At 68.0% G+C, this 24,025-nt stretch carries 17 protein-coding genes and 4 pseudogenes; 13 read left to right on the top strand and 8 right to left on the bottom strand.

Features of this window, described 5'->3' with window-relative positions:
* Positions 1-182 precede the first annotated feature (182 nt).
* From OG226_RS12515 to OG226_RS12485, 7 genes are all read left to right on the top strand, one after another.
* Positions 183-1,190, top strand: a complete 1,008-nt coding sequence (locus tag OG226_RS12515) for a Gfo/Idh/MocA family protein (protein WP_329348982.1) — start codon at positions 183-185, stop codon at positions 1,188-1,190.
* Positions 1,191-1,270: 80 nt separating this feature from the next.
* The gene (locus OG226_RS12510) at positions 1,271-2,989 is read left to right on the top strand and encodes a GMC family oxidoreductase (RefSeq protein ID WP_329348981.1); all 1,719 of its coding nucleotides are present in this window, start codon (positions 1,271-1,273) and stop codon (positions 2,987-2,989) included.
* Positions 2,990-3,120: 131 nt separating this feature from the next.
* The gene (locus OG226_RS12505) at positions 3,121-3,300 is read left to right on the top strand and encodes a hypothetical protein (RefSeq protein WP_329348980.1); all 180 of its coding nucleotides are present in this window, start codon (positions 3,121-3,123) and stop codon (positions 3,298-3,300) included.
* A gap of 358 nt (positions 3,301-3,658) precedes the next feature.
* Positions 3,659-5,170 (top strand): C4-dicarboxylate transporter DctA, encoded by a 1,512-nt coding sequence (gene dctA / locus OG226_RS12500; RefSeq protein WP_329348979.1) that lies wholly within the window; start codon positions 3,659-3,661, stop codon positions 5,168-5,170.
* A 41-nt stretch (positions 5,171-5,211) separates the two neighbouring features.
* Positions 5,212-6,120, top strand: coding sequence for a LysR family transcriptional regulator (locus tag OG226_RS12495; RefSeq protein ID WP_329348978.1), 909 nt, complete (start codon positions 5,212-5,214; stop codon positions 6,118-6,120).
* A gap of 112 nt (positions 6,121-6,232) precedes the next feature.
* On the top strand, positions 6,233-7,315 hold the full coding sequence (locus tag OG226_RS12490; protein WP_329348977.1) for a tartrate dehydrogenase: 1,083 nt from the start codon (positions 6,233-6,235) through the stop codon (positions 7,313-7,315).
* Between the two features lie 532 nt (positions 7,316-7,847).
* Positions 7,848-9,053 (top strand): lactonase family protein, encoded by a 1,206-nt coding sequence (locus OG226_RS12485; protein ID WP_329348976.1) that lies wholly within the window; start codon positions 7,848-7,850, stop codon positions 9,051-9,053.
* Between the two features lie 474 nt (positions 9,054-9,527).
* On the opposite strand, the pseudogene OG226_RS12480 reads toward OG226_RS12485, so the two are convergent.
* A pseudogene (locus OG226_RS12480) lies at positions 9,528-9,892 on the bottom strand (winged helix-turn-helix transcriptional regulator).
* A 5-nt stretch (positions 9,893-9,897) separates the two neighbouring features.
* On the opposite strand from OG226_RS12480, the pseudogene OG226_RS12475 reads away from it, so the two are divergent.
* Positions 9,898-10,167: pseudogene (locus tag OG226_RS12475) on the top strand (NADP-dependent oxidoreductase); the annotation flags it as partial.
* Positions 10,168-10,309: 142 nt separating this feature from the next.
* Here OG226_RS12475 and OG226_RS12470 read toward each other — a convergent pair.
* On the bottom strand, positions 10,310-11,071 hold the full coding sequence (locus OG226_RS12470) for a FadR/GntR family transcriptional regulator (RefSeq protein ID WP_329348975.1): 762 nt from the start codon (positions 11,069-11,071) through the stop codon (positions 10,310-10,312).
* Positions 11,072-11,228: 157 nt separating this feature from the next.
* Between OG226_RS12470 and OG226_RS12465 the strand changes: the two genes are divergently transcribed.
* The 3 genes and pseudogenes from OG226_RS12465 to OG226_RS12455 all read left to right on the top strand — a co-directional run.
* Entirely contained in the window at positions 11,229-12,044 is an 816-nt protein-coding gene (locus tag OG226_RS12465) for a carbon-nitrogen hydrolase family protein (RefSeq protein WP_329348974.1), read from the top strand.
* Entirely contained in the window at positions 12,038-13,498 is a 1,461-nt protein-coding gene (locus OG226_RS12460) for an APC family permease (protein WP_329348973.1), read from the top strand. Before OG226_RS12465 ends, OG226_RS12460 begins: the two co-directional genes overlap by 7 nt.
* Positions 13,499-13,574: 76 nt before the next feature.
* Positions 13,575-13,664 (top strand): annotated as a pseudogene (locus OG226_RS12455) (IS5/IS1182 family transposase); the annotation flags it as partial.
* A 387-nt stretch (positions 13,665-14,051) separates the two neighbouring features.
* Here the strand turns inward: OG226_RS12455 and OG226_RS51550 are convergent.
* From OG226_RS51550 to OG226_RS12425, 6 genes and pseudogenes are all read right to left on the bottom strand, one after another.
* A pseudogene (locus OG226_RS51550) lies at positions 14,052-14,612 on the bottom strand (hypothetical protein); the annotation flags it as partial.
* 271 nt (positions 14,613-14,883) lie between these two features.
* Positions 14,884-15,075 carry a hypothetical protein gene (locus OG226_RS12445; RefSeq protein WP_329348971.1) on the bottom strand — a complete coding sequence of 64 codons (192 nt, stop codon included), beginning with the start codon at positions 15,073-15,075 and terminating at the stop codon, positions 14,884-14,886.
* A 398-nt stretch (positions 15,076-15,473) separates the two neighbouring features.
* Positions 15,474-16,343, bottom strand: coding sequence for a helix-turn-helix domain-containing protein (locus OG226_RS12440; protein WP_329348970.1), 870 nt, complete (start codon positions 16,341-16,343; stop codon positions 15,474-15,476).
* Between the two features lie 245 nt (positions 16,344-16,588).
* Positions 16,589-16,894 carry a hypothetical protein gene (locus OG226_RS12435; RefSeq protein WP_405988412.1) on the bottom strand — a complete coding sequence of 102 codons (306 nt, stop codon included), beginning with the start codon at positions 16,892-16,894 and terminating at the stop codon, positions 16,589-16,591.
* 488 nt (positions 16,895-17,382) lie between these two features.
* On the bottom strand, positions 17,383-19,185 hold the full coding sequence (locus OG226_RS12430) for a M1 family metallopeptidase (protein WP_329348968.1): 1,803 nt from the start codon (positions 19,183-19,185) through the stop codon (positions 17,383-17,385).
* A 136-nt stretch (positions 19,186-19,321) separates the two neighbouring features.
* Positions 19,322-20,986: a thiamine pyrophosphate-dependent enzyme gene (locus tag OG226_RS12425; RefSeq protein WP_329348967.1), complete on the bottom strand. Its 1,665-nt coding sequence runs from the start codon at positions 20,984-20,986 to the stop codon at positions 19,322-19,324.
* A 209-nt stretch (positions 20,987-21,195) separates the two neighbouring features.
* On the opposite strand from OG226_RS12425, the gene OG226_RS12420 reads away from it, so the two are divergent.
* Both OG226_RS12420 and hisC read left to right on the top strand, forming a co-directional pair.
* Entirely contained in the window at positions 21,196-21,903 is a 708-nt protein-coding gene (locus OG226_RS12420; RefSeq protein WP_329348966.1) for a FadR/GntR family transcriptional regulator, read from the top strand.
* Positions 21,904-22,790: 887 nt separating this feature from the next.
* Entirely contained in the window at positions 22,791-23,912 is a 1,122-nt protein-coding gene (gene hisC, locus OG226_RS12415) for a histidinol-phosphate transaminase (protein WP_329348965.1), read from the top strand.
* Positions 23,913-24,025: the final 113 nt, after the last annotated feature.

Raw genomic sequence — 24,025 nt, 5'->3', positions numbered from 1 at the left:
GCACGGTCCCGCCGACGGCCGGACAGGCGCGTGGCGCCGGTTGCCACAGATCGCCGGCGCGGAGAACAACACGTGCACCATCCAGATCACGGTGACTTTCGGCTGGCGGGCCCAGCCGGCTGCGGCCGGGTTCGCCTGGTCGCCGCTGCGGACATCGTGTCGACGGCGGGAGGGAGACGGCGGTGATCCGTTGGGGTGTGGTGGGGCCAGGCACCATCGCGGCCGGGTTCGCCGAGGCGATGGGATCCGTCGAGGGCGGCGAGATCGTCGCGGTGGCATCCCGCTCGCTTGTACGGGCGGAGGCATTCGCAGACAAGTTTGGGATCCCGCGCAGGTATGGGGAAGCTGCCGCCATGGCCGATGACCCGGATGTCGACGTGGTCTATGTGGCGACCCCGCCGTCACGGCACGAGCAGGACACCGTCGCCTTCCTCGCGGCCGGCAAGCACGTGATGTGCGAGAAGCCCTTCGCGCTGAACGCCGAGCAGGCCCGGCGGATGGCCCACGAGGCCCGGGCACGGAGGTTGTTCCTGATGGAGGCGATCTGGAGCCGTTTCCTGCCGTCCTACCGCACGCTGGTCGACGTGCTCGACAGCGGCCGCATCGGCGAGCCGCTCCTGGTGGAGGCCGACTTCGGGTTCCGGATGCCGGTGGATCCCGCGCACCGCCTTTTCCGGCCGGAGTTGGGTGGCGGCGCCCTGCTCGATCTCGGTATCTATCCCGTTCAGCTCTGCTTGTCGGTGCTGGGCCCGGTCGTGCATGTCGTCGCGGACGGCGAGATCGGCCGGACCGGTGTCGACGAGCAGGTCGCAGCGGTGCTCCGCCATTCCGGCGGGGGACTGGGAGTGGTCAAGGCGGCGATCCGCACGAGCATGTCATGCACCGCTCGCATCGCGGGCAGCGACGGCACCATCGACATCCCGGCGCCCATGCACTGGCCCCAGGCGCTCACCGTCACCACGCACACGGGCGGGTCCGAGCGGATCGATGCCTCCTACGAGGGCAACGGGCTGCGGTTCGAGATCGACGAGGTTCACCGCTGCCTCGCTCACGGCCTGACCGAAAGCCCGGTCATGACCCTGGACGAGACCATCGCACTGGCCTCGACCCTCGACGCCGTCCGCGCCCGGATCCCGGCCGGCGGCACACGCTCCACCGCATCCTCAAGCGGCGCCGGGCTGGCCCAATGACGACCGTGACCTGCGCTCCCACTCTGCCCGGTCGGCGCACCGCACCACATGCACCACACTCCTGACGAAAGGCGGACCCGATGGACCGTTCACCGATCGACTATTACGCCGACCCCGACTCAAAGGCCTGGGCCGAGGTCGGATTCGATCCCTACCCCGCGGGCCGCCCGCCCGTCGAGATACCACTGGTAGCCCGCCCGCCCGTACGGGTGCTGCGCGACCTGCGCGAGTACTACGACGCGATCGTCGTCGGCAGCGGCGCAGGCGGCGCAGTGGCCGCGTTTGTCCTGGCCGAGAGCGGAGCGTCCGTCCTGGTGGTCGAGCGCGGCTCGTGGTTCGGCGCCCGCGATCTGGCGATCGACCACGTCCGTAACCACCGGTTCTTCTCCGGTGGCGACCTCGACACCCCGCCCGGGCACCCTCGGGCCGTGCTGGGCGAGGACGGCGAAACGGCTGTGCAATCCGATGACGTCCGCTACCACCACAACGCGATCACCGTCGGCGGCGGCACCCGCTTCTTCGGAGCGCAGGCATGGCGGTTCCTCCCGGACGACTTCCGGATGGCCGCGTTGTACGGCGTCCCCGAGGGGTCGGCGCTCGCCGACTGGCCCATCTCCTACGACGACTTGGAACCGTTCTACGAGAAGGTGGAATGGGAAGTCGGTGTGGCCGGACGCGCCCACTTGGGCGAAGGGGTCCGCAAGCGCGACTACCCGATGGCGCCTTTCCCGCCAACCTCCGAAGCCAATGTGCTCGAAGCCGGAGCCCGAGCGCTCGGCTGGCCGACCGGCCCCGTGCCGCTACTGCTGAACACCGAACCCCGAGGCGGCCGGGAGGCCTGCATCCGTTGCGGCCAGTGCATCGGCTTCGCCTGCCCCGTCGATGCCCGCAACGGCACCCACAGCACAGTCCTGCCCCGCGCCCTCGACCTCGGCACCCACCTGATCACCGAAGCGCAGGCCACCCGGGTGTCCGACAACGGCGACGTCGAGATCGCCGCCGGCGGCACCTCGCGCGTCATCCGTGCGGGACGGATCGTGCTCGCCGGCGGAGCCATCGAGACCGCCCGGCTGCTTCAGCTCAGTGGGCTCGGCAACGACTGGGTGGGCGACTGCCTCCAGGGCCACACCTACGCTGTGGCGTTCGGCCTGTTCGACTCCGACATCCACGACGGTCTCGGCCCCGGACCCTCCACCGCCACCCGGCATTTCTCCCACGGCAACGACGGCATCGTCGGTGGTGGCTTGCTCGGCCACGACTTCGTCAAGACCCCCGCCCTGCACTACCTGATGGGTCTGCCCCCCGGCATCGACCCGGCCGGCCCCGACGCCCGCCACGCCGCGGCCGAGACCTACCGGCGCACCATCAACGTCTGGGCGCCGATCCAGGAGATTCCGACGCGCGACGCACGCGTCCGGACCGCCTCCACCGTGACCGACGACCTTGGACTCCCCGTTGCCCGGCTGGAAGGCCTTCAGCATCCCGAGGACCTCCGCACCTTCGCCTTCCTGTCCGAAAAGTCCCAGGAGTGGCTGCGTGCCTCAGGCGCCACTCGCGTCTGGCAGCCGGACGGGGCCAGGGGCAGGGCGTTGTCGGGTGGCCAGCATCAGTCCGGCACCGCCCGCATGTCCGACTCGCCCGGCCACGGTGCCACCGACCCGCACGGCAAGGTCTGGGGTACCGACCGCATCTACGTCGCCGATGCCAGCCTTCACGTCACCAACGGCGGCGCCAACCCCGTCCTGACCATCATGGCCCTCGCCTGGCGAACCGCTGCCCATGTAGCCGCCATTGGATAACCCAGCGGCCTTCTATCCAGCAGTGAGCAGGAAACGCGGTTTTATACAACACACTGGCGGTGGCCAGTTGGGCGGGCGGGAGACCGGGGCGCCCGTCGAGCGGGCCCGGTCAACTCCGTACCGTCTGCCCGTTGTTCGAGCAGACCGGCGACTTTGTCCGCCTCTCCTTCAAGCAGGTGATGAGGGAGTTCACCGACCTGTCCTTCGGCCTCCGGCTCACAAGGGGCGAAGAAGAACCAGGCCGCGACCCTCAAGTATTCGAGTACGTGCCATGCGCCTTGGGCCAAGGCTCGATCGCTGATGCGAGATGACGACGCTCTGTCCAGCGGCCGGCACCGGTACCGGCCGAGGTGACACTCGATCTGCGCGGACCTGACCACCCCGTCACGATCCGCTCCGCCAGGGCGGCGATCTCACCGGGTGGCCATCCCGATCAAGCAGCGTTCCGTATAGGCACTGCCTATACGGGGCATCGATTTTTGGTCGTGGACCTCCTTGTCTGTGACCGGCTTCACTGTGCCGGTAGATGGTGCGATGGCCGGTCGGGACCCGGTGTCGTACGCGGGTCCTCGAAGCCGACAACGGACGGACGGCATCCCATAAGGGGTGCGTGGCTCCTGTCCGGAGGAGTGCGCAGGCGGGCCCACCCGTGCCTGGATGGAGGTTGCAATGACGCATGCTCCGAATGAAGCCGCAGGCGACGCAGTGGTGAGGAAGAAGCCCTGGTACCGGCAGTTGTATGTGCAGGTGCTGGTCGCGATCGTCATCGGGATCGTCCTCGGCTGGCAGTGGCCGGATCTGGCCATGTCTATGGAGCCGATCGGCACGACGTTCATCGCGACGATGAAGATGCTCATAGGGCCGATCGTCTTCCTCACCGTCATCGGGGGCGTCGCCGGTGTCGCGGACCTGAAGAAGGTCGGCCGCACCGGCATCAAGGCATTGACCTACTTCCAGCTGGGCACGATCGTTGCCCTCGTCACGGGGCTGGTCGCCATCAACGTCTTCCGGCTCGGCGACGGCGTGCACGCCGTCCCCTCCCGGCTGGACGTGTCGGGGGACGCCGGTCAGTACATCGCGACGGGCGAGCACCAGCATTGGTGGGAGTTCCTCACCGGCATCGTGCCGAACAGTTTCTTCGGTGCGTTCATCGAGGGGAACATCCTGCAGGTGATCTTCCTCGCGGTCATCTTCGGGATCGCGCTGAAGTCGGTGGGCAAGGTCGGCGAGCCGATCATCGCAAGTGTCAACCGCCTGACCACGGTCGTGTTCAGGGTGCTGTCGTTCGTCATGAAAGTGGCTCCGCTGGGAGCCTTCGGAGCGATGTCCTACGCCATCGGGAAGTTCGGCCTGTCGACGTTGACCAGTCTCGGCTCGCTGATCCTTCTCTTCTACGTCACTTCCCTCCTGTTCGTCGTGGTCGGGCTCGGGTCGGTGCTGGCGGCGTACGTGCGGCTGAACATCTTCCAGCTCTTCCGCTACTTCAAGGAGGAGTTCTTCCTGATCCTGGGCACCTCCACCGCCGAGCCGGCCCTGCCGGGCCTGATGCGCAAGTTGGAGTTCATGGGCGTGGAGAAGCCCACGGTCCGCCTGGTGGTGCCGACCGGCTACAGCTTCAACCTCGACGGGGCCGCGATCTACCTCTCCCTGGCCACCCTTTACATCGCGCAGGCCACCGACACCTCGCTCTCCGTCGGCCAGCAACTCAGCCTGCTCGCGGTGATGCTGCTGACGTCCAAAGGTGCGGCCGGAGTCGCCGGCGGCGGCTTCATCGCCTTGACCGCGACCCTGTCGACCGTCGGCCACGTTCCCGCCGCCGGCATCATGCTCGTCTTCGGCATCGACAAGTTCATGTCGGAGTGCCGGGCCCTGGTCAACTTCTACGGCAACGCAGTGGCCACCCTGTTCGTCGCCCGCTGGGAGAACGGCCTCGACCTGATGCGAGCCCGCCAGGTGCTGTCCGGCGAGATCCGGGAAGAGTCGCTCGCGCTGGAGAAGGATTCTGCTGCGGAGGGGAAGAAGTCCCCCGCAGCCGGGGCAGGGGTGCCCGCCGACGGGGTTGATGAGCCCACCTCCCGGGGCGATGAACCGTCTGCCGGTGCCGAACGCTCCGCGACCGGCACCGGCGCATCGACTGCGCAGCCGGCCGAGGACACGGGGGCGGTGTCGGTCAACCGGTAGGGTCCACCTTCGGCATGTGGTGCGTGGCGGTGGGAGGCGCGATGGATGCCCGGCAGCTTGAGTACTTCCTCGCCATCGTGGAGCACGGCGGATTCAGCAAGGCCGCCGCCGCGCTCCACGTCGCGCAGCCCTCGTTGTCACAGGCGATGGCGAACCTGGAAGCCGATCTGGGCGTCTCCCTGTTCCACCGTATGGGCCGTGGGGTGGTGCTCAGCGAGGCCGGAGCGGAACTCCTCGAACCGAGCCGGCGTGTGCTGCGCGATCTGGCGGCAGTGCGGGACAGGGCTGCGGCCCTGTCCGGTCTGCACGGTGGGACCGTGGAGGTGGCGGCCATGCCGTCGCCGGGGATCGAACCGCTGACCAGCCTGATCCACCGCTTCGCCGAACTGAACCCGTCCGTCACGGTCAGCAGCCGGGCCGCTTTCACACCCGAGGAGGTGACGGAACTCGTCCGGAGCGGCGCCTGCGAGTTGGGGCTCCTCGGAGCCGCCAAACCGGTGGCACTCACCGGTCTCGACGTCCTGCCGGTGGAGGAGCAGCCGTTCGTCGTGGTAGCCGGTCCGGGCGGGGACATCCAGGACGGTGCGACCGTACGCCCGGAAGACCTCGGCGGGCGCAAGCTGATCGCCTCCCGCCGCGGCAGCCTGATGCGCAGCATCGTCGACGACATCACCGCGCACACCGAGGGAACCGACATCGTCACGGTGGTCGACCATCGCACCTCCATCCTTCCCCTCGTGCTGACCGGGGTCGGCATCGCCGTTCTGCCCGCCTCCTGGACCAGGCTGGCACGCCGTTGCGGTGCCGCTGTGGCGTCGATCGAGCCCACCGCGCATCTCCATGTCGCCATGATCAGCCTGTCCGCCCACCTCACTCCGGGCGCCTGCGCCTTCCTGGAGCTGACCCGCTCCTACGCCCGGCGGAAGAACCCCACGACGCCGATGCTGTAGCCGCCGGACCAATCGGGTGCGCCTATGGGCCGTATCGGAAGCGGGTCTTGGACGACACCACGGTCCATTGGGTTGACTCGAAGACATCGATCTGGATCACCGGAGGCTCCTTGTGACCGCTACCCGCATCTTCCGTATCGCCGCCATCCCCGCCGATGGCGTCGGCGCCGAGGTCGTGGCCGCCGGCCGCGCCGTCCTCGACGCACTGGCCACCGACTCCCACGGGGCGTTCGCCTTCGAGTGGGAGGAGTTCCCCTGGGGCTGCCGCTACTACGAGCAGACCGGCAAAATGATGGACGACGACGGGCTGGAACGGCTCAAGCACTTCGACGCCATCTACTTCGGCGCGGTCGGCTGGCCCACCGTCCCGGACCACATCAGCCTGTGGGGACTGCGGCTGAAGATCTGTCAGAGCTTCGACCAGTGGGCCAATGTCCGCCCGGTGCACTTCCTGCCCGGCGTCCAGAGCCCGCTGCGCAAGGCGGACGACACCGAGCTGGACTGGATCGTCGTCCGCGAGAACAGCGAGGGCGAGTACGCCGGCCTGGGCGGCCGCAACTTCTCCGGTCGCGGGCACGGCGGTGAAGTCGCCGTCCAGTCGGCCCTGTTCACGGAGGTGGGCTGCGAGCGCATCATGCGCTTCGCTTTCGACCTCGCTCGGACCCGTACCCGCCGCAAAGTCTCCTCTGTCACCAAGAGCAACGCGCAGCAGTACGGCATGGTCCTCTGGGACGACGTCTTCAAGCGCGTCGCCGCCGACTACCCTGACGTGGAGACGGAGAGCGTCCTGGTCGACGCGATGTCCGCGAAATTCGTCCTGCGCCCCGAGGACCTGTCCGTCGTCGTCGCCTCCAACCTCAACGCCGACATCCTCTCCGACCTCGGCAGCGCCCTCGCCGGCAGTCTCGGCCTGGCCGCCAGCGCCAACCTCAACCCCGAGCGCCGTTTCCCCAGCATGTTCGAGCCCGTCCACGGCTCCGCCCCGGACATCGCCGGGCAGGGCCTGGCCAACCCGATCGGCGCGGTCGGCAGCGCCGCCCTGATGCTCGAACACCTCGGGCTTCCCGACCAGGCGGCCCGCCTGCACAAGGCGGTCGAGGCGACCACGGGCGCCGGCATCCTCACCCGCGACGTCGGCGGCACCGCCTCCACCGACGACGTCACGAAGGCCCTCATCGACGCACTCGGAGCCTGACTGTAGCTCCGTCGTCAACAACCAGGCGGCCTTCGCCGTCCCCCCCCCATGACGCACCGGGATGTCCCGGCCTGCTTCTTATGCGGCGCGGGCGGACCGGAACAGCCCGCCCGCCGAGAGGGCGGGCACCTCGTGTCGGGCCCGGCGGCGTCCTGGCCTAACTGCCCGTTGAACCGCGTACGCAGCTGCAGTTCACCGGGTCCGCGCGCCGAGCATCCAACGGCCAGGAGCTGATCGGTGAGAAGCCGTCGGTACCCTTGGACCGCAGGTTGGAGCCCGGGTCGACATACCGCAGGTCGTTGGCGGCGGTGCTGTCGGACGCCTCGTGGATTTCCCGCGACTGCCCCGCAATCGCGCGTCCCGATTCACCCGACGTGACAGCTGACAGGGGCGGGCGGGAAGCCCGTCAACTCTGCGTCCGTGGAGCCGTGTTGGGTCTTACGAGACTCTGACGTGGGCCGCGTCAGCCTTCACAACCTTCTTCACTTCGCCAACTCTGGTCACGCAAGACCCCGGATCGGAGGAGGCGTAAGTGAGTAGGCACAACAAGCGCAGGTTGAAGCCGCGGAAATGGATCGCTGTCACTGGTGGTGGCGCGGTGGCCGTCGCAGCGGCCGTGGTTATGGTCAACGGAGCCTCCGCGGCGCAGGTTTCACCCACCCCTCGCGCCGCCTCGAAGGCCGACCACGCCGTCTTCGTCCAGGGCAACGAACTGGCCGGGAACACCATCCGCGTCTTCCGCCGGGGCGACGACGGGAAGTTGACCGCTGCGGGAAAGTACGCGACCGGCGGCAAGGGCGGGGACCAGACCGACGCGCCGACCGACTCGCTCGCCTCGCAGGGGTCGCTCGTCTACGACCACCGTTCCGGCCGCCTGCTGGCGGTCAACGCGGGTAGCGGCACCTTGACGTCCTTCGCCGTGCACGGCCAGAAACTGACGGACCGTCAAACAGTGTCCACGGGAGGCGACTTCCCGTCCGCCGTCACGGTCTCGGGGGATCTCGCCTACGTCATGAACGCGGGCGGCGCGGGCAGCGTGCAGGGCTTCCGGATCACCTCCAAGGGGCTGAAACCGCTGAGCGGTTCGAACCGCAGTCTGGCGCTGAAGAACGAGAAGGTGCCGCTGTTCAGCAGTTCGCCGGGCCAGGTCGCGTTCACGCCGGACGGCCGGGACCTGGTCGTCACCACCAAGTCGGCGAACACCATCGAGGTCTTCCCCGTGGGGAAGGACGGCCTCCCGGCGGACAAGCCGGCCGTGAACAAGTCGGCGGGCATGGTGCCGTTCGCCATCGCCTTCGACAAGTCCGGCCGCATGCTGGTCGCCGAGGCCGCCAAGTCCACCGTCACCACCTACAAGGTGCGCCACGACGGCGAGTTGAAGACCGTACAGGCGTCCCTGCCGAACGGACAGATGGTCCTGTGCTGGCTGGAGCGGGCCGGTGACTTCTTCTACGGCGGCAACACCGGCAACTCCACCGTCAGCGGCTACCGCCAGGACGCGCACGGCCGACTCGCCCTGACCAACGACGCCGGCATCGCCGCCGCGCCGTCCGGAATGTCCCAGGGCGTCATCGACCTCGCCGTCGCCGCCGACAAGTTCGTCTACGTCCAGAACGCGACCTCCGGCACCGTCGACGGCTTCCGTGTCGAACGCACCGGCGCCCTCACGAAGATCACGACGGTCACAGGCCTGCCCGCCTTCGCCGCCTCCGGCATGGAGGGCATCGCCGCGGTGTAAGAAAGCGGCCACCGCGGCAAGACGTCCCGGACACGCCCCAGCGTGTCCGGGACGTCGGGCTACTGCGTCGACTGCATCTAGCACGTTGCCCCTGACTGTCGGCACCACTCAGTGCTACCGCCGATTTATGGGACAGAGCCCGATGTGGCACATTCTCTCCATCGGCTGTGCATCGTGAAGCTGCAGGTCACGGGGCCTGGCGTGAATGGCCAGTCGGGTACTCGTGCTGGTCGGCGGCTGGTGACCATGGCGTAGATCATCGGTCTGGTCCGACTTCGGCGGGATGCCGGGTCCGCCGTATGAACCACGCGCTTGACCTCGTGTACCGCACCTCGGGTGTGACCGGTGAGACGCTCGTGGTCATGATCGGGACCGCCACCCTTATGCGGCAGATCGTCCCACGCGTCGAGAGCCTGCAGGCTGAGCGCGGCCGGGCCGATACCGAGGGGCGGCCGAGACGATCCTCAGCGCCTTTCAGCCGCTGTACGCGGCCGGCTGGGTATCGGCGTCGAGCACGGCGTTGCCGTTCGCCCTCGCCCACTCGGTCAGCATGTGGATCGGATCGATCAGTGTCGCGCCGAGCGGGGTGAGTTCGTACTCGACGCAGGGCGGCACCTTGGCGTAGGCGTGGCGGCGGACGAGTCCGTGGGACTCCAGCCGGCGGAGCGTCTGGGTGAGTATCTTGCGGGAGACGTCGCCGATCAGCTCGATCAACTTCCCATGTCGCGCGGGGTCTTGCTGAGGCCGTAGAGCGCGACCACCGTCGACTTGTCGGCGATGAGCTTAACCGTCAGACGCGCGGGACAGTCGGCGAGAAAGGGATCACCGAAACCGCTCATCGTGTCTGCGCGCCCGCGAGTTCCCGTTGGTCGGACCGCTGCCGTTCGTCCGCGGCCGGGACATCAGCGGCGTGGTCGAACAGGCGCCCGGGACATGGCTGTTCAGGCCCGGTGACGAGGTGTTCGGGATGCCGTTGTTCCCGCGGGTGGCGAACGCGTACACCGAGGTCGTGTCGGCGCCCGCGTTGCACCTGGCACGCAAGCCGGCGTCGCTCTCGCACGTCGAGGCGTCGGGGAGCGGCCTGTGTCGGTGGGCCGTCTGCGTGTGGCTGGGCGCCGGCACACTGACGTCAGCTCATTCGCAGGCACGTGCAGGGCTCGCCGGGGCTCATGTCCCTACGGGGTTGCGGTGGCCGGAGGCAGTTGGAGCGAACCGGCACGGACGGCTGTTTCATCGGAGGGGTCCCAACTGGTGCGTTAGCTGCCGTTGTCCTGGTCTGCGGAATGTGCGAATCCGACGTACATCGTCCGGTGCAGCTCCGTGATGTGCTCCTTGACGAGGCGGGCCGCCAAGGCGCCGTCGTGCATGGCGAGCGCCGCCCGTATGCGCTTGTGCTCTTCGTTGCTGCTGCACAGATAGCTCATCGGGTACGGCAGGAAGTAGAGATACAGCTCCTTGGCCACCCGCTCGTACATCACCAGAGTGGAGGGCAGCCCGGCCTCGTGGGCGATGCCCACGTGGAACCGCTTATCGGCTGCGTGGAACTCGGCCCAGCTCTCCGCCTCGTCCATCTCCTCGATGCAGCGGTCCAGTCCGTCGAGCCCCTCCTGACCGAGGCGGTCCGCGGCCAGGAAAGCGAAGCCAACCTCCAGCACGATGCGTTCGTCGATCAGCCGGTGCACCCGCTCGCTGTCCTGCTGGTACGCGGCGACCTCGGCCACGGTGTGGCGGCGGGGCTGGGCGGCGACGAAGGTGCCCCCGGAGCGGCCGGGCCTGCGCTCGACGACTCCCTCGCGCTCCAGCGCAGTGAAGGCTCGCCGGACGGTGATCTCGCCGACACCCAGCGCAGCCGCCGCGGCCTGGACGTTCGGCAGTCGCTCGCCGGGCACCAGCAGACCCAGATCGACCGCCAGGGAGATCCGCGCCCGGACCGTGTCGACCGCGCTGGTGCGGCGGATGGCCGCAAGGGCACTGCTGGTCAAGGGGCTTGGTACGCCGATGTCGTCATGGATTGCCATCCAGCCAGGGTAAGCACCATCCCGGCGCAGGTCATGAAGGGCCGGGACGTCGGCCGATTTACGGAATCGATACACGCAGACCTTTACCTGATCAAAGTGAGCATGTTTCTATGACTCGCGCCGCCCTCCCCCGATGTTCGATCTGAAGGCATCCCTGATGAAGATCGCTGGCCTGCAGACCGCCGGGACACCCGGCGACGTCGAAGCCAACCTCCGAGAACTGGACGCGGCATGCCGCCAGGCCCGTGCCGAGGGCGCCGACCTGCTGGTCACCACCGAGCTGTTCCTCACCGGCTACGACATCGGCGACACCGTCCAGGACCTGGCCCACACCGACCTCCTGTCGCCGGCACAGCAGATCGCCCGGCACCATGCCATCGCTCTTGTCCTCGGTGCGCCGGAGTACGACTGCGGCGCCTACTACAACAGCGCCTTCTTCATCGACCCGGCCGGAGCAGTGCTCGGCCGCCACCGCAAAACTCACCTCTTCGGCGAACTCGACCGCAGATACTTCACCCCCGGCGACCGATCGAGCCCTGTCGTCGACTACGCCGGAGCGCGGATCGCAATGCTGATCTGCTACGACGTGGAGTTCCCCGAGAACGTGCGCGCCGCCGCGGTGGCGGGCGCCGATCTCATCGCCGTGCCCACCGCGCAGATGCAGCCGTATGAGTTCATCGCAGAGCACCTGCTGAGGGTCCGCGCCTGGGAGAACCAGGTCTACATCGCCTACATCAACCACGACGGGGACGAGGGCTCGCTGCGCTATGTCGGCCGCAGCTCCATCGTCGGCCCGTCGGCGGACGTCCTCGACAGCGTCGAGCACGGCAACCAGCTGATCTTCGCGACCGTGGATCCGGCCGCGGTCCGGGAAGCCCGCAAGACCAACCCCTACCTGGCCGACCGTCGGCCGGAGCTCCAGGCCCCCGCCCCGACCTCGACTGCACCGCTCACAGAGGACCGCACATGCTGAATGATCTCTCCACGGAAGAATCCGTCAGACCCCAGGCACCCGCGAACCTCCAGGGGAAGCTCGGGACCGGCGCCATCGTGTTCATGGTGATCGCCGCCGCCGCGCCCCTCACGGTGATCGGCGGCAACGTCCCGCTCGCCATCGCCAGCGGACCGGGCGCCGGCGCCCCCGTCGGCTTCGCGATCGCCTCACTGGTCCTGCTGGTCTTCGCCGTCGGATTCGTCACCATGACGCCGCACGTTCCCGAGGCCGGCGCCTTCTACGCCTACGCCACCCGCGGCCTGGGGGACCGCATCGGAGTGGGAACCGCTGCGGTCGCGCTGGTCGCCTACACGGCGATCCAGGTCGCCGTCTACGGCTACATGGGATGGGCCGTGGACAACGTGATCCAGTACTTCGGAGGCCCGCCCACCCCTTGGTGGCTGTGGGCACTCGTGGCACTCGGGATCGTGGCTTTCCTCGGCTACCGCCACATCGACCTCAGCTCCAAGGTGCTCGGCGTGGCGCTCGTACTCGAGATCGCCGTGGTGGTCGTCCTGGACGCGGTGATCTTCGCCAAGGGCGGCGCGCACGGCATCAACGTCGAGTCCTTCACCCCTCATGCGGCACTCTCCGGCCCGCTGGGCGTAGCCGTCTTGTTCGCCCTCACCGGCTTCATCGGCTTCGAGGCGACGGCCGTCTTCCGCGACGAGGCCCGCACCCCGGAAAAGACCATTCCACGGGCCACTTACCTGGCCGTTCTCATCATCGGCGCCTTCTACACCGTCTCCTGCTGGGCCCTGGTCCTGGCCGCAGGCACCGACGACGCGTCCGCCGTCGCCGACAAAACCCTCACCGGCGAGGGCAACATGCTCATGGACATCGGCCAGCAATACGTCGGCACCACACTGCGCGACATCATGCAGGTGCTGCTGCTCAGCAGTCTCTTCGCCTGCGTGCTGTCCTTCCACAACGTCATCGCGCGCTACACCTTCACCCTCGCCCGCAAGGGCCTGGTGCCCGCCCGGCTCGGGGCCGTCCACCCGCGCCACCACTCGCCGTCCTTCTCCTCCATCGTCCAGACCACAACCGCGCTGGTCCTGGTCGGTGCCTGCGCCCTGATCGGCCTGGACCCGCTGGTCGGCGTGTTCGGCTCGATGGCCGGGGTCTCCACAGTCGGCATGGTCCTGCTCATGCTCACCACCTCCGTCGCTGTGGTGGTCTTCTTCGCCCGCAACCCGCACATCGCCGAGGGCAGGCCCTGGCAGACTCGGATCGCGCCGGTACTCGCCGTGCTGGGTCTGCTGGCCAGCCTCTGGCTCGTCTTCTCCAACTTCACCCTCGTCACCGGCGGCAGTATGGGCGTCAGCATCGTGCTCGGCGTCATCCCCTTCGCCGCATTCGCCGCCGGAATCGCCCGCGGACCGAAGAAGAACCCCCAGCCCGCCGCACCGACCCCGTCCGCACACAGCTGATCCATCGACCCGCCCCAGCCGCGTGGTGCGGCCCTCCCGCGGTCGCGCCACGCGGCCTCCTCGTACGCCGCGAGTCATGGAGCGAAGACCGTATCCGAGCGACTTGGCGGACGAGCAGTGGGCGTTGATCGAGCCGATGATCACGGCTTGGAAACAGGATCGGGTGAGGGCGGTCGGCGCCAGGAGATCCCGGGACTTGTGGGGAGGATTTCCAGGTACTCGAAGAGCGCGGTGGACAGCTCCAGCCGCGTTCGCCGGCCGAGCAGGGGAAGTTGAGATGGGCGGCGATGATCTTCGAGGGTGCGATGCCGAGAGGGTGGGGCATCAGGAGCGCTCCAATGTGCCCGGAGAGATGGGCCCATCGGGGTGGGTGTGCGGCGTTGCAGATGGCCAGGCCCGATGCGGTCAGGCCGGTGGCTCGGTCAGGTATGCCTCCAAGAGACGTAGGGCCGCCCGTACGTCGTCCTCGGTCACCATCTCGTAGGAGCTGTGTGTGGCGGGTGAGTACGGCCAAGAGCGCGGTCGGTACGCCCTGGGCGATCAGGTGGGCACCATCCGTGCCGAAATTGGTGAAGACGGCGTGCTGGAAGGGGATGCCGTGCTCGTCAGCGAGGCTGGCGAGACGGTCGGTGAGCGGTACGTCGTAGTGCGCGGCGGCGTCCTCGTGTACCAGGCAGGGGCCGCCGCCCAGCCGGACGCTGTGGGAGCCGAGGGGTGATCCCGGGGTGTCGCTGGCCGGGCCGACCTCCAGGGCGATGGCCGCGTCGAGGCCGCCGAGGTCGGCCCGGAGCGAGGAGGCGCCGACGGCGCCGGACTCCTCTTGCACGGTCGCGGCGAACACCGGGCTGTACCGCAGGGCGGTCGGGTCCACCCGCTCGGCCAGAGAGGTCATCAGGGCCAGGCCTATCCGGTCGTCGAACGCCTTCCCGGCGATATGACGACCCACCCGGCGGGTTTCGGCCCGGTAGAGCACCGGACAGCCGACGTGGACTCCGGCGGCGAGGACGGCGGCCCGGTCCGGCAGCCCCAGGTCGAGGTGCACACCGTCCCAGGAGGGATCGGTATCGGCATGTCCGCGCAGGTGTCCGGTGGGGCGGGCGAAGATGCCGGCCACGGGGCCGTTGCGGGTCAACACCTCGGCGGGCAGGTTCAGGGCCTCGGGCAGGATGCCCAGATCGCCGCCCCGGTGGGAGGAGGACAGCCATGGGAAACCGTCCTTGCTGATGGCGCGGACCGTCAGGTGGCTTTGTAGGTGAGAGTTGAGGCCAGTAGTAGGTCAGTTCTGACTCCAGTGCTGTCGGCGGACAGTTGATGTCGGTGAGATCTGACTCCACTTGGGGGCTTGTGGTGCGAGTATCGGGGTGCATCGGCTGGCGCTGGATGGCTCAAGTGCCCTTTTCGAAGGTCGAGTTGTACGCGGCGATACGCCATGACGCTCGGGCCGAAGAGCTGTCCAGCAGGGCTTTGTCGGCCAAGTACGGGGTGGGCCGCAGGACGGTGGCGCTGGCGTTGGAGTCGGTGTGGCCGGCGCCGCGCAAGCAGCTTCCGCCCCGGATCTCGCGTCTGGACGCGTTCAAGGCGACGATCGATGAGATCCTGCGAGAGGACCTGGACGCGCCGCGCAAGCAGCGGCATACCGTCAAGCGGGTCTTCGACCGGCTGATCGACGAGCACGACGCCCGGGGCGTGACGTATTCGATGGTCCGCGCCTGCATCTCCGGACGCCGTCCGGAGATCCGGGTGGAGGAGGGCCGCGGTCCTCCGCAGGCGTTCGTGCCGCAGACCCACCGCCCCGCCGAAGTTCTCGCAGAAGCGGACAGCCGACCTTCCGCGAGACCCAACGCGACTGATCGTTCTGGCGTTGGCAGTCAGCAACCCCGCCCAGAGGTCTCACCTGGGTCCTCGGGCCTGGCTCAATCCTCCCATCACCACGGCGAGACCGTCAGTGCGACGCCCAGAACTTCGCAAACCGCACTCAGAGGCGGCTCACCGTGTCGATGTACATCTTGGTGACGTCGGTGATGAAGTCACGGCTGGTGTCGGGGCTGAGGGCCAGGGCCTGGAGGTGGTTGAACATCACGCCGTAGTGCTGCACGTCGGACGGCTTCTCCAGGTAGAGATCGCTGCTGAACCGTTCCAGATACACCACTGCGTCGGGGTTCTCGGCCAACTCCAGGACGGAGAACTGTCCTGACAGTCCCGGATGAGCGCCCACGGTGTGCGGGAGAACCTGCACCGTGATGTGCGGCTCGGTGCCAAGTGCGTTCAGGTGCTCCAACTGCTCACGCATGACGTCAGGACTGCCGACGACGCGGCGCAATGCCGATTCGTCCAGGACCACCCGCAGGCACAGCGGACGGGCCGGATCGTAGATCCGGTGCTGCCGGCGCAACCGCACTTTCAGGCGCATGCCGGCCTGTTCGGCAGTGAGGAGAGGGATCGTTTCCCCGATGACGGCGTGGGCGTAGGCGGGAGTCTGCAACAGCCCGGGGATCACCATGGACTCGTAGGCGTGGAGGGAGGCAGCTTCCGTCTCCAGGGCGATGTAGACGCTCTGGGGGACGTCGCCGTAGGCGTGCCACCAGCCCTGCTGTCCGGATTCCTTGGCCATCTGCATCAGGGAGGCGATGACCTGCTGGTCGGTCACTCCGTAGATCGCGCACAGGTCACGCACATCGCGGGCGCTGATGGCGCGGTTGCCGTTCTCCAGGTGACTGATCTTCGGCTGGGAGACCATCAGCCGCTCGGCCACTTCGGTGCTCTTCAGCCCACTGGCCAGGCGGAGCCCGCGGAGCTCTGCCCCCAGACTGCGTCTCCTGACGGTGGGGTTGATGTTCGCCGCCACGAGCGGTGTACCTCCGGCTCCAAGTCGTCCTGCTGGCCGCAGATTGCCACGGCGCAAGGTTCGTTGATCACGTGCCATGCCGTCGTGTTTCTCGGGCAGCCAAAACGGACCGTGACTTTGTCACTTGCCTCAAGGCAGGAACCGCCAGGCGTTCTACCGGGGGGATAAGGACAGGCACTGAAGAAGACGGCGCCGTCCTACGGGGGTACTCAGCACCCTTCCAGCCGGCCTGAGATACGTTGATGTCATCCGGGAAGCCACGAGTCCCGCCACTGGTGGTGCAGTTCGAAGGGCAGCGCAAGGACGCGGAGAGTCTGTTCGGCGAAGACAGGGTCCAGCGGCCACTTGGGATCCCGCGGGTCCTGGCAGCGGATCCGCCGTTCGCAGTCGTCCAACTCCGCCCGGAGCGCCAGAGCCCGGTCAAGCATCTCTCTCGGGACGGGACAGGCACAGCCTTCGAGCACGGCAGTGCGCGGTCCCGCCTCTCGCAAGGCGACGACAGCGCAGGCCAGCTCGTGGAACAACTCGGCCTGCTCTGCGGTCTCTGCCAAACGAGCCCCCACAAAGGCGATCAACTCGCCCGTGCCCGACTTCGCCCGCATAGGTTCTCCCAGGCCGCAGAACCAAAGTGATCGTCCAACCCGTGTTCCCACGCGGCCCGAACAATAACGCCCTTGAACTCCTGGCCCTGCACCGGCTCAGCCCGTCGCGGCGGGGCCTGCCAGGTGGAGTCATTTCTCACCTACAAAATCGCGCCCCCCACGCACCAGGTGGAGTCAGAACTGACCTACAAGCGGAGTCAACCGTCACCTACGAAGCCAGTCAGGCTCATCTCGTCCATGCGGGCCTGGAGCAGCAGCCGGGGCCCGCTGCCCCCCAGTTCGGCGATGACGTTGCCGACCGGGGTGCGCCGGACTCGGGCGCCGGCAGCGGTCCACCTCTTGTCGAGGTGGTCGGCGACATGGTGTTCGTGTCCTACGGGACCGGGCAGTTCGGTGAGCCCTTCAGCAGTTCGAACACGACGCGGCTCTTTCCGTTTTCACTGGCCGGAAGCGGGTGCCGGGGTACTGACGGGCAGGTTTTCGGGGTCGATGCCGAGCTTCACGAGCCGTGAGTCGACGACGCTGGCGGCGATGGAGTGGTAGCGCGGCCGGTTGACGGCGTAGGCGTCGATGGCCCGCTGCCGGGTAACCGGGTTGTCCACGAGTTCGTCGTAGAGCGGTTTGATGAAGCGCATCCGGCCGATGCGGGCGACCATGTCGAACGCCGCATCGACGGCGGGCGCGTAGTCGCTGCGCAGCCCGACGAGGATCCAGAGCTGGCGGATGTCGAGGTTGCGGTGGGTGGTGAAGCCGTAGTGCTCGTCCAGGCGGGCGAGGAAGGCGGGGTCCTGCGGGGTTTTGAGCTGGGCGACGTAGTAGTGCCACTGTTCGGCCCGCCAGTGCGCCGACGTCTCCTCGTCGGGCAGTTCCTGTCCGGTCCTGGCGACTTCCTCCAGGAGGATGGCATGGGCCCGGGGGGCGGAGTCGGGCAGGCCGGGGGCGTACAGCCACTCTTGGTAGTCGAAGTCGTTGGTGAGTTCCCGCCGGGCGTAGTCGACGAACTCCTCGGTGGTGAGGGAGGAGAACGCGAAGTCCTTGAAGTACTTCAGGACGAAGGCGTCGAACCGTTCCCGGCCCACGAACTCCTCCATCGCCCGCACGACGAGGTAGCCCTTCTCGTGGGAAACCCAGGAGGAGGTGGCGTCGGGGTCCACGCCGGTCATCTCACGGCGGAGCCTGGTGTGTTCGGGCCGGTCCGCGAAGTAGGCCAGGTCCTCGTCGAGGAGGGTCCGCACCACGGCGGCGTGCATCTCAGCGACCTCGCGCCCGTGCACCGCCTCCGACATACGGCGTTCGCCCCAGCTGGCGAAGCCCTCGTTGAGCCAGAAGTGCTCCATGGAGGTGGCGGTCACCATGTCACCGGCCCAGTGGTGGGCGATCTCGTGGCTGAGGGTGTCCACCAGGGAGCGGTCGCCGGTGATGACGGTGGGAGTGAGGTAGGTGAGCTGCGGGTTCTCCATGCCGCCGTAGGGGTAGCTGGGCGGCATCACGACCAGGTCGGCACGGCTCCACGGGTAGGGGCCGTACACCTCCTCGCCTGCCCGTACGAATTCTTCGACCCCGACGAACTCCCACGCAGCGGCGTCAAGTTCAGCGGGCTCGGCCCAGATCCGGCTGCGCGGCCCGATCTCAGCGGATTCGATGTGGCCGGCGAGCAGCACGACTAGGTACGGGGGCATCGGCTTGGCGGCGGAGAACTCGAAGGTACGGGTTCCGGGCAGGCCGGGGGTGTCGCCCAGCGAGTCGGCTGACATCAGCGCGGTGTACCCCTCAGGGACGGTGATGTGCGCGGTGTAGGTCAGGCGCACCGACATGCTGTCGTGCAGCGGAATCATCGAGCGGGCGTGGATGGTCTGGCACTGGCTGTAGAGGAAGTGGTGAGTACCGCCGGAGGTCTGCTCAGGGGTGACCCACTGCAGCGCGGTCGATTCGGGTGAGGTGGCGTAGGTGATCGACACCTTGTCCAGCCCGTCGGGCAGCGTGAACGACAGAGGCTCGCCCAGCACCTTGTCGTGTGGGCCGATCTCGAACGCGACCGGTTCACCCGCAGAGGTGCGCACTGCCTGGATGTCCAGCGCACGGGTGTCCAGGCTGACGGCTGCCGGGCCTGGCCGGTCGAACATCACCTGGACGACGCAGTCCAGGTGGCTGTGGTCGAAGTCGACTGCTGCCGTCCAGTCGATGTGCCGGATGCGCGGCTGGTCGTCGGTGAGATACGAGTGCGGGTCCGGCCGCGTCATGGAATTCTCCTCGGTTTGGTGTAGCCGGGACTGCTGAAGAAGATGGGTTGTGCCGGTCACGGGGCGTCGATTCGCTCCATGCCCGGTTCGGTCCAGGCGCCGCCGATGTAGTGACCGATGAGGGTGGGGACGGCCGTCATGAGGTCTCCGTGATCAGGTGGGCGTCGGGGGCGAGGGGCGCTGGACGGGGTATCCCCTCATGGATCAGGTGCCAGGGCGACGGGAACTCGCCGACGGGTACGTCGATCAACACCGGTTCGCCGGCCGACACTGCGTCGGTGAGGGCGCCCTGGAGTTCCTTGGGGTTGACGGCACGGGCGGAGGAGATGCCGAAGGCCGACGCGAGCTTCGCGTAGTCGGGGTTGACGAGGTCGGTGGCGAAGTAGCGGGCGCCGTAACGGTTCTTCTGGATCCGGCGGACATTGCCGTAGAAGCCGTCGTGGAAGACAACGGTGACCAGCCCCAGGTCGTACTTCCGAGCGGTGGACAGCTCCTGAAGGGTCCAGGAGAAGCCGCCGTCGCCGTTGATCGACACCACCGCGCGATCCGGGTCGGCCGCTTTGACGCCGAGCGCGGTCGCGAAGCCGTAGCCGAGGGTGCCCTGGTAGCCGGGACCGATGTAGGTGCGGGGCCCGTACGCCGGGTAGCAGGCCCCTGCGGCGTAGCCGACCTGGGTGAATTCGCTGACCAGCACGCCGTCCTCCGGGAGGGCCTGCCGGATCGCGCCGAGGTATTCGCGCTGCGGGGCGATGTCGGCGAACTGTTCGTCGAGCCAGGCCCGGACGGCGGCGAACTCTCCCTCCCGGGAGGCCGGGGCGGTGGAGCCGATCTCGTCGGCGAGGGCGGCAAGGCCGAGGGCGGCGTCGGCGTGCAGACGGGTGTCGGCGACCCGGGGGCCGTGCAGGTCGGCCTCCTCGGCGTTGAGCAGGACCACCTTGGCGCCCCCGGTGTCCACCTGGGTGCCGAAGGCGGTCATGAAGCGGGTGCCCACGGCGAGCACCACGTCCGCCTCGGCGCGGAAGGCCCGCAGCGCCAGCGCGTCGAAGGCCAACCGGTGGCGGGCGTCGATGGCCCCCCGGCCGTTCTCGCTGACCAGTACAGGTGCCTCCAGCGCCTCGGCGAGCCGTACCAATGCGGCGGTGGCGCCGGAGGCGATGCCCCCGCCGCCGACGATGATCAGCGGATGACGGGCGCCGCGCAGCAGGGCGGCGGCCTCCGCGACCGCCCGCGCGTAGGGCTCCACAGGGGAGGGAGCGACCCGGCCGGGGATGGGCGCGTCGGCGGTGGCTGCCAGCACGTCCGGCGGTACTTCGAGCGCGACCGGGCGCGGGCGTCCGCTGCGCAGTTGCCGGAAAGCCTCCGCCACCAGGACCGGCACCTGTTCCGGGCTGCGGGCGATGCCCGTCCATTTGGTGAGGCGCTCCAGAATCCCGGTCTGGTCGGGGATCTCGTGCAGCGCGCCAAACCCCTTACCGATGAGGGCGGAGTCGATCTGCCCGGCAAGCAGGAGCACGGGCGAGTTCGCGGAGTAAGCCGTCGCTACGCCGGACAGCGCGTTGAGGACCCCCGGCCCCGGCACGACCATGGCGACCCCGACCTCACCGGTGCTGCGGGCGTACCCGTCGGCCATGTAGGTCGTGGCCTGCTCATTGCGCGCGCAGATGAAGTCGATCCGGTCGGCGCGCTTGTAGAGAGCGTCCGCCGCCGGGTCGAGCTGGACCCCGGGTATTCCGAAGACGCGCGAGACGCCCTGGGCCGCCAGGGACTCGGCCAGTAGATCTCCGCCAGTGGGCGTTGCCATCACGTCACAGTCCTCTCAGGCGTGGCTCTGTCAGATAGATTCATTATATTCGATACTATCGAATGGTCGATTCGCGTCAACCGTGAACCCGGACCGTAGAATCGGATCTCGGGGCCACGATGGCGTCGGGACAGGGGAGTTTGATGGCAGCGTCGTCCAGCGGCACGGGAGCATCCAGGGAGGCCGGCTCAGCGGGGAACGGCTCTGTGGTGACGTTCAACCGGGCGCGCAACACGGGATCCATCGTGGACTCCGTGGTGGAGCAGATCGAGGAGACGATCACGCGCCAGGGGCTGCCTGCCGGCTACCGGTTCGGTACCAAGCAGGAACTGTGCGAGCAGTTCGGCATTGCCCCCGCCACTCTGGGTGAGGCGCTACGCGTCCTGCGCGGACGCGGGGTCGTCGAGGCGCGTCCCGGTCCGGGAGGCGGCCTCTTCGTCACTGAGCGCTCGCCATTGCTGCGGCTCGCCCACAGCGTGATGGAGCTGAGGCAGCGTGGTTCCACGGTCAACGAGATGATCGCCGTACTCGCTGCGCTGGACGAGGCCGTCGTCAGCGACGCCGCGGTCCACCGTACCGACCAGGACCTGCGCGATCTGGACGACCTCATGAACCGGCTGGCCGAGGTGTGGCACGACCCGGTGAACGGCCTGCATGCCAACTGGAGGCTGCACCGCAGGATCGCCGAGATCTCGCCCAACGCCGTGCTGCGCGCCTTCTACCTCAATCTGGTCGACTACATCGACGGTGAACTCGCCGCTGACGGCGACTCGCCCCCGCGGCTACCGGTGCCAGGTTTCGTCGCCGACTCCGAGCAGCGACTGGAGAAGCACCGTGACCTCGTCGCGGCGATCCGTTCGGGCGATCAGACCAGGGTGCGGACGGCCGTGGAGCGTCACGGCAGTCTCGACCGCTGACCCTCGGGCGGATACGGATCCCCGGCCCGACCCGGATCACTACACCGGCCGCGTCACCTCCCGGCAAGCCCGACACATCGGTGAAGGGCTCATCCACCCAGGCGCAAGGTCGACGCCGAGGGAAAGGCCCGGACCGCGGGCGGTTTGGCAAACTGCACCGGCAGGAAGGGGCAGGGCTGCTCCAGCAGTCCCAGTACCCCCGGAAGTCGGTATGCCCACACTGGAGTGCGGATCGCCGAGGAAACTGAGGTCCGCGTCCCGGGCGACAGTGAAGTTCTTGAAGCTGGTGTCGTCGAGCGGGACGACCCATCGGGTCATATAGGTCTGCACGGCGGTGAGCTGAGGGCTGGCCATCTCACGCAGGTTGGGGAAGGCGGTCTTTGTGACCCGCCGAGGCGCCGACCGGTGCCCAGCCCTCGGAGTTGTACGGAGCTGACACCGTGTTTGGTGTACTCGCAGGTCACCTCCAGCATGCGGGTCCGAAGGGGAGGGCGTTGACCCGCCTGGCGGCGCTGCGGGTGTCGCCAGGCGGCTTCCTCTCGTGAATCCAGCGGGACCCGCCACAGCGCGCAGCCCCCTTGAGGTCGGCGACCTGCCAGGGCCTGTCGTCCGCAGGGGCCGGGCTGTGCGAGTACCGCCGTTCCAGGCCACTGCCCGATCAGACTTGCTGCGGGTGCGCGCCGGGCTCCCATCGCGGCATCGATCCGTCCTGGGCCTGCTTCGACTCCATCCTTCCAGCGCAACGCCCCCACTCGCAGGGTCGAGCCTGTCGTACAGCTGTGCTTTCGCGTCGGCCTCCTCGGCACGCCAGATCACATTCGCATGAATGACTTAAATGGTTATAGTCAATTCGGTTGTTGTCTCGCCACTCAACGGGAAGCGAACCCATGTCGAACCTGCGTCTGCGTGCTGATCTCGCCGGCATCCCGGACTACAAGCCGGGCAAGACGGCCTCTCCCAGCTCGGGGCCGGGCCCTTTCAAGCTCTCCTCGAACGAGAACCCGTACGCACCGCTCCCGTCCGTCCTGGCCGCCATCGCCATTCAGGCCGAATCAGTCAACCGCTATCCGGAGACCGCCGCACGCGAACTCGTCACGGGACTGTGCGAGCGATACGGGGTGAAGGCGGCCAATGTCGTGCTCGGCAGCGGTTCATCCGAGGTCATCTCCCAGATCATCCGCGCCACAGCCGGACATGGAGACGAAGTCGTCTTCCCCTGGCGGTCCTTCGAGGCGTACCCGCTACTCACGGTTGCCGCCGGGGCCGTACCCGTCCGGGTGCCCCTCAACGAGCGGCACGAGCACGACTTTGACGCCATGGCCGCGGCCATCACCGAGCGCACTCGACTCATCATCGTCTGCAATCCGAACAACCCCACCGGTACGACGGTCGGTCGGGCGGAACTCGACGCTTTCCTCGAACGGGTGCCCAGCGACGTGACTGTGCTCATCGACGAGGCGTACGCACACTTCAACCGGCGCCCCGACACCGTGCAGGGAATAGACGTCTTCCGTCGCCGCCCCAACGTGGCACTCGCCCACACCTTCTCGAAGGCGTACGGCCTGGCCGGACTACGCGTCGGTTACGCCATCGCCCCGGCCGCCCTGGCAGCGGCGCAGCGCAAGGTGGCGCTGCCGTTCGCCGTCACCTCCCTCGCCCAGGCGGCAGCCGTTGCTTCACTACGTGCGGAGGCCGAACTCGCCGAACGTGTCGACGCACTTGTGGCTGAGCGCGACCGTGTCACCAAGGCTCTCGTTGATCAGGCCTGGGCGCTCGCCGAAACTCAGGCGAATTTCGTCTGGTTCCCGCTGGGTGCTGACGCGCTTGCCGGGGCGGAACTCTTCGAGGAACAGAGCCTGCTCGTTCGGCCCTTCGCGGGGGAGGGAATCCGGGTCACAGTGGCTGAGACCGCCGCGAACGACCGGGTCGTCGCGGCTGCCGCTGCCTTGGTCGCTGCTGGCCTGACGGGAGGTCTCGTCACGGAGAACAGAGTCTCCAACGCATCCTGACGCGTCGGCCTCCGAGCGTTCGGGTGTGTCTGGCCAGCGGCGTAACTCGAGTCGTGTGGGCCAGCCGTGAGTTGAGCCTGTTGAACAGCATTTCCGCCCGAGCTGACCAGTCC

The organism is Streptomyces sp. NBC_01261, assembly GCF_036226385.1.
Lineage (GTDB): Bacteria > Actinomycetota > Actinomycetes > Streptomycetales > Streptomycetaceae > Streptomyces.
Note: the sequence above shows the minus strand (reverse complement) of the source record. Positions and strands in the feature narration are given on the sequence as shown.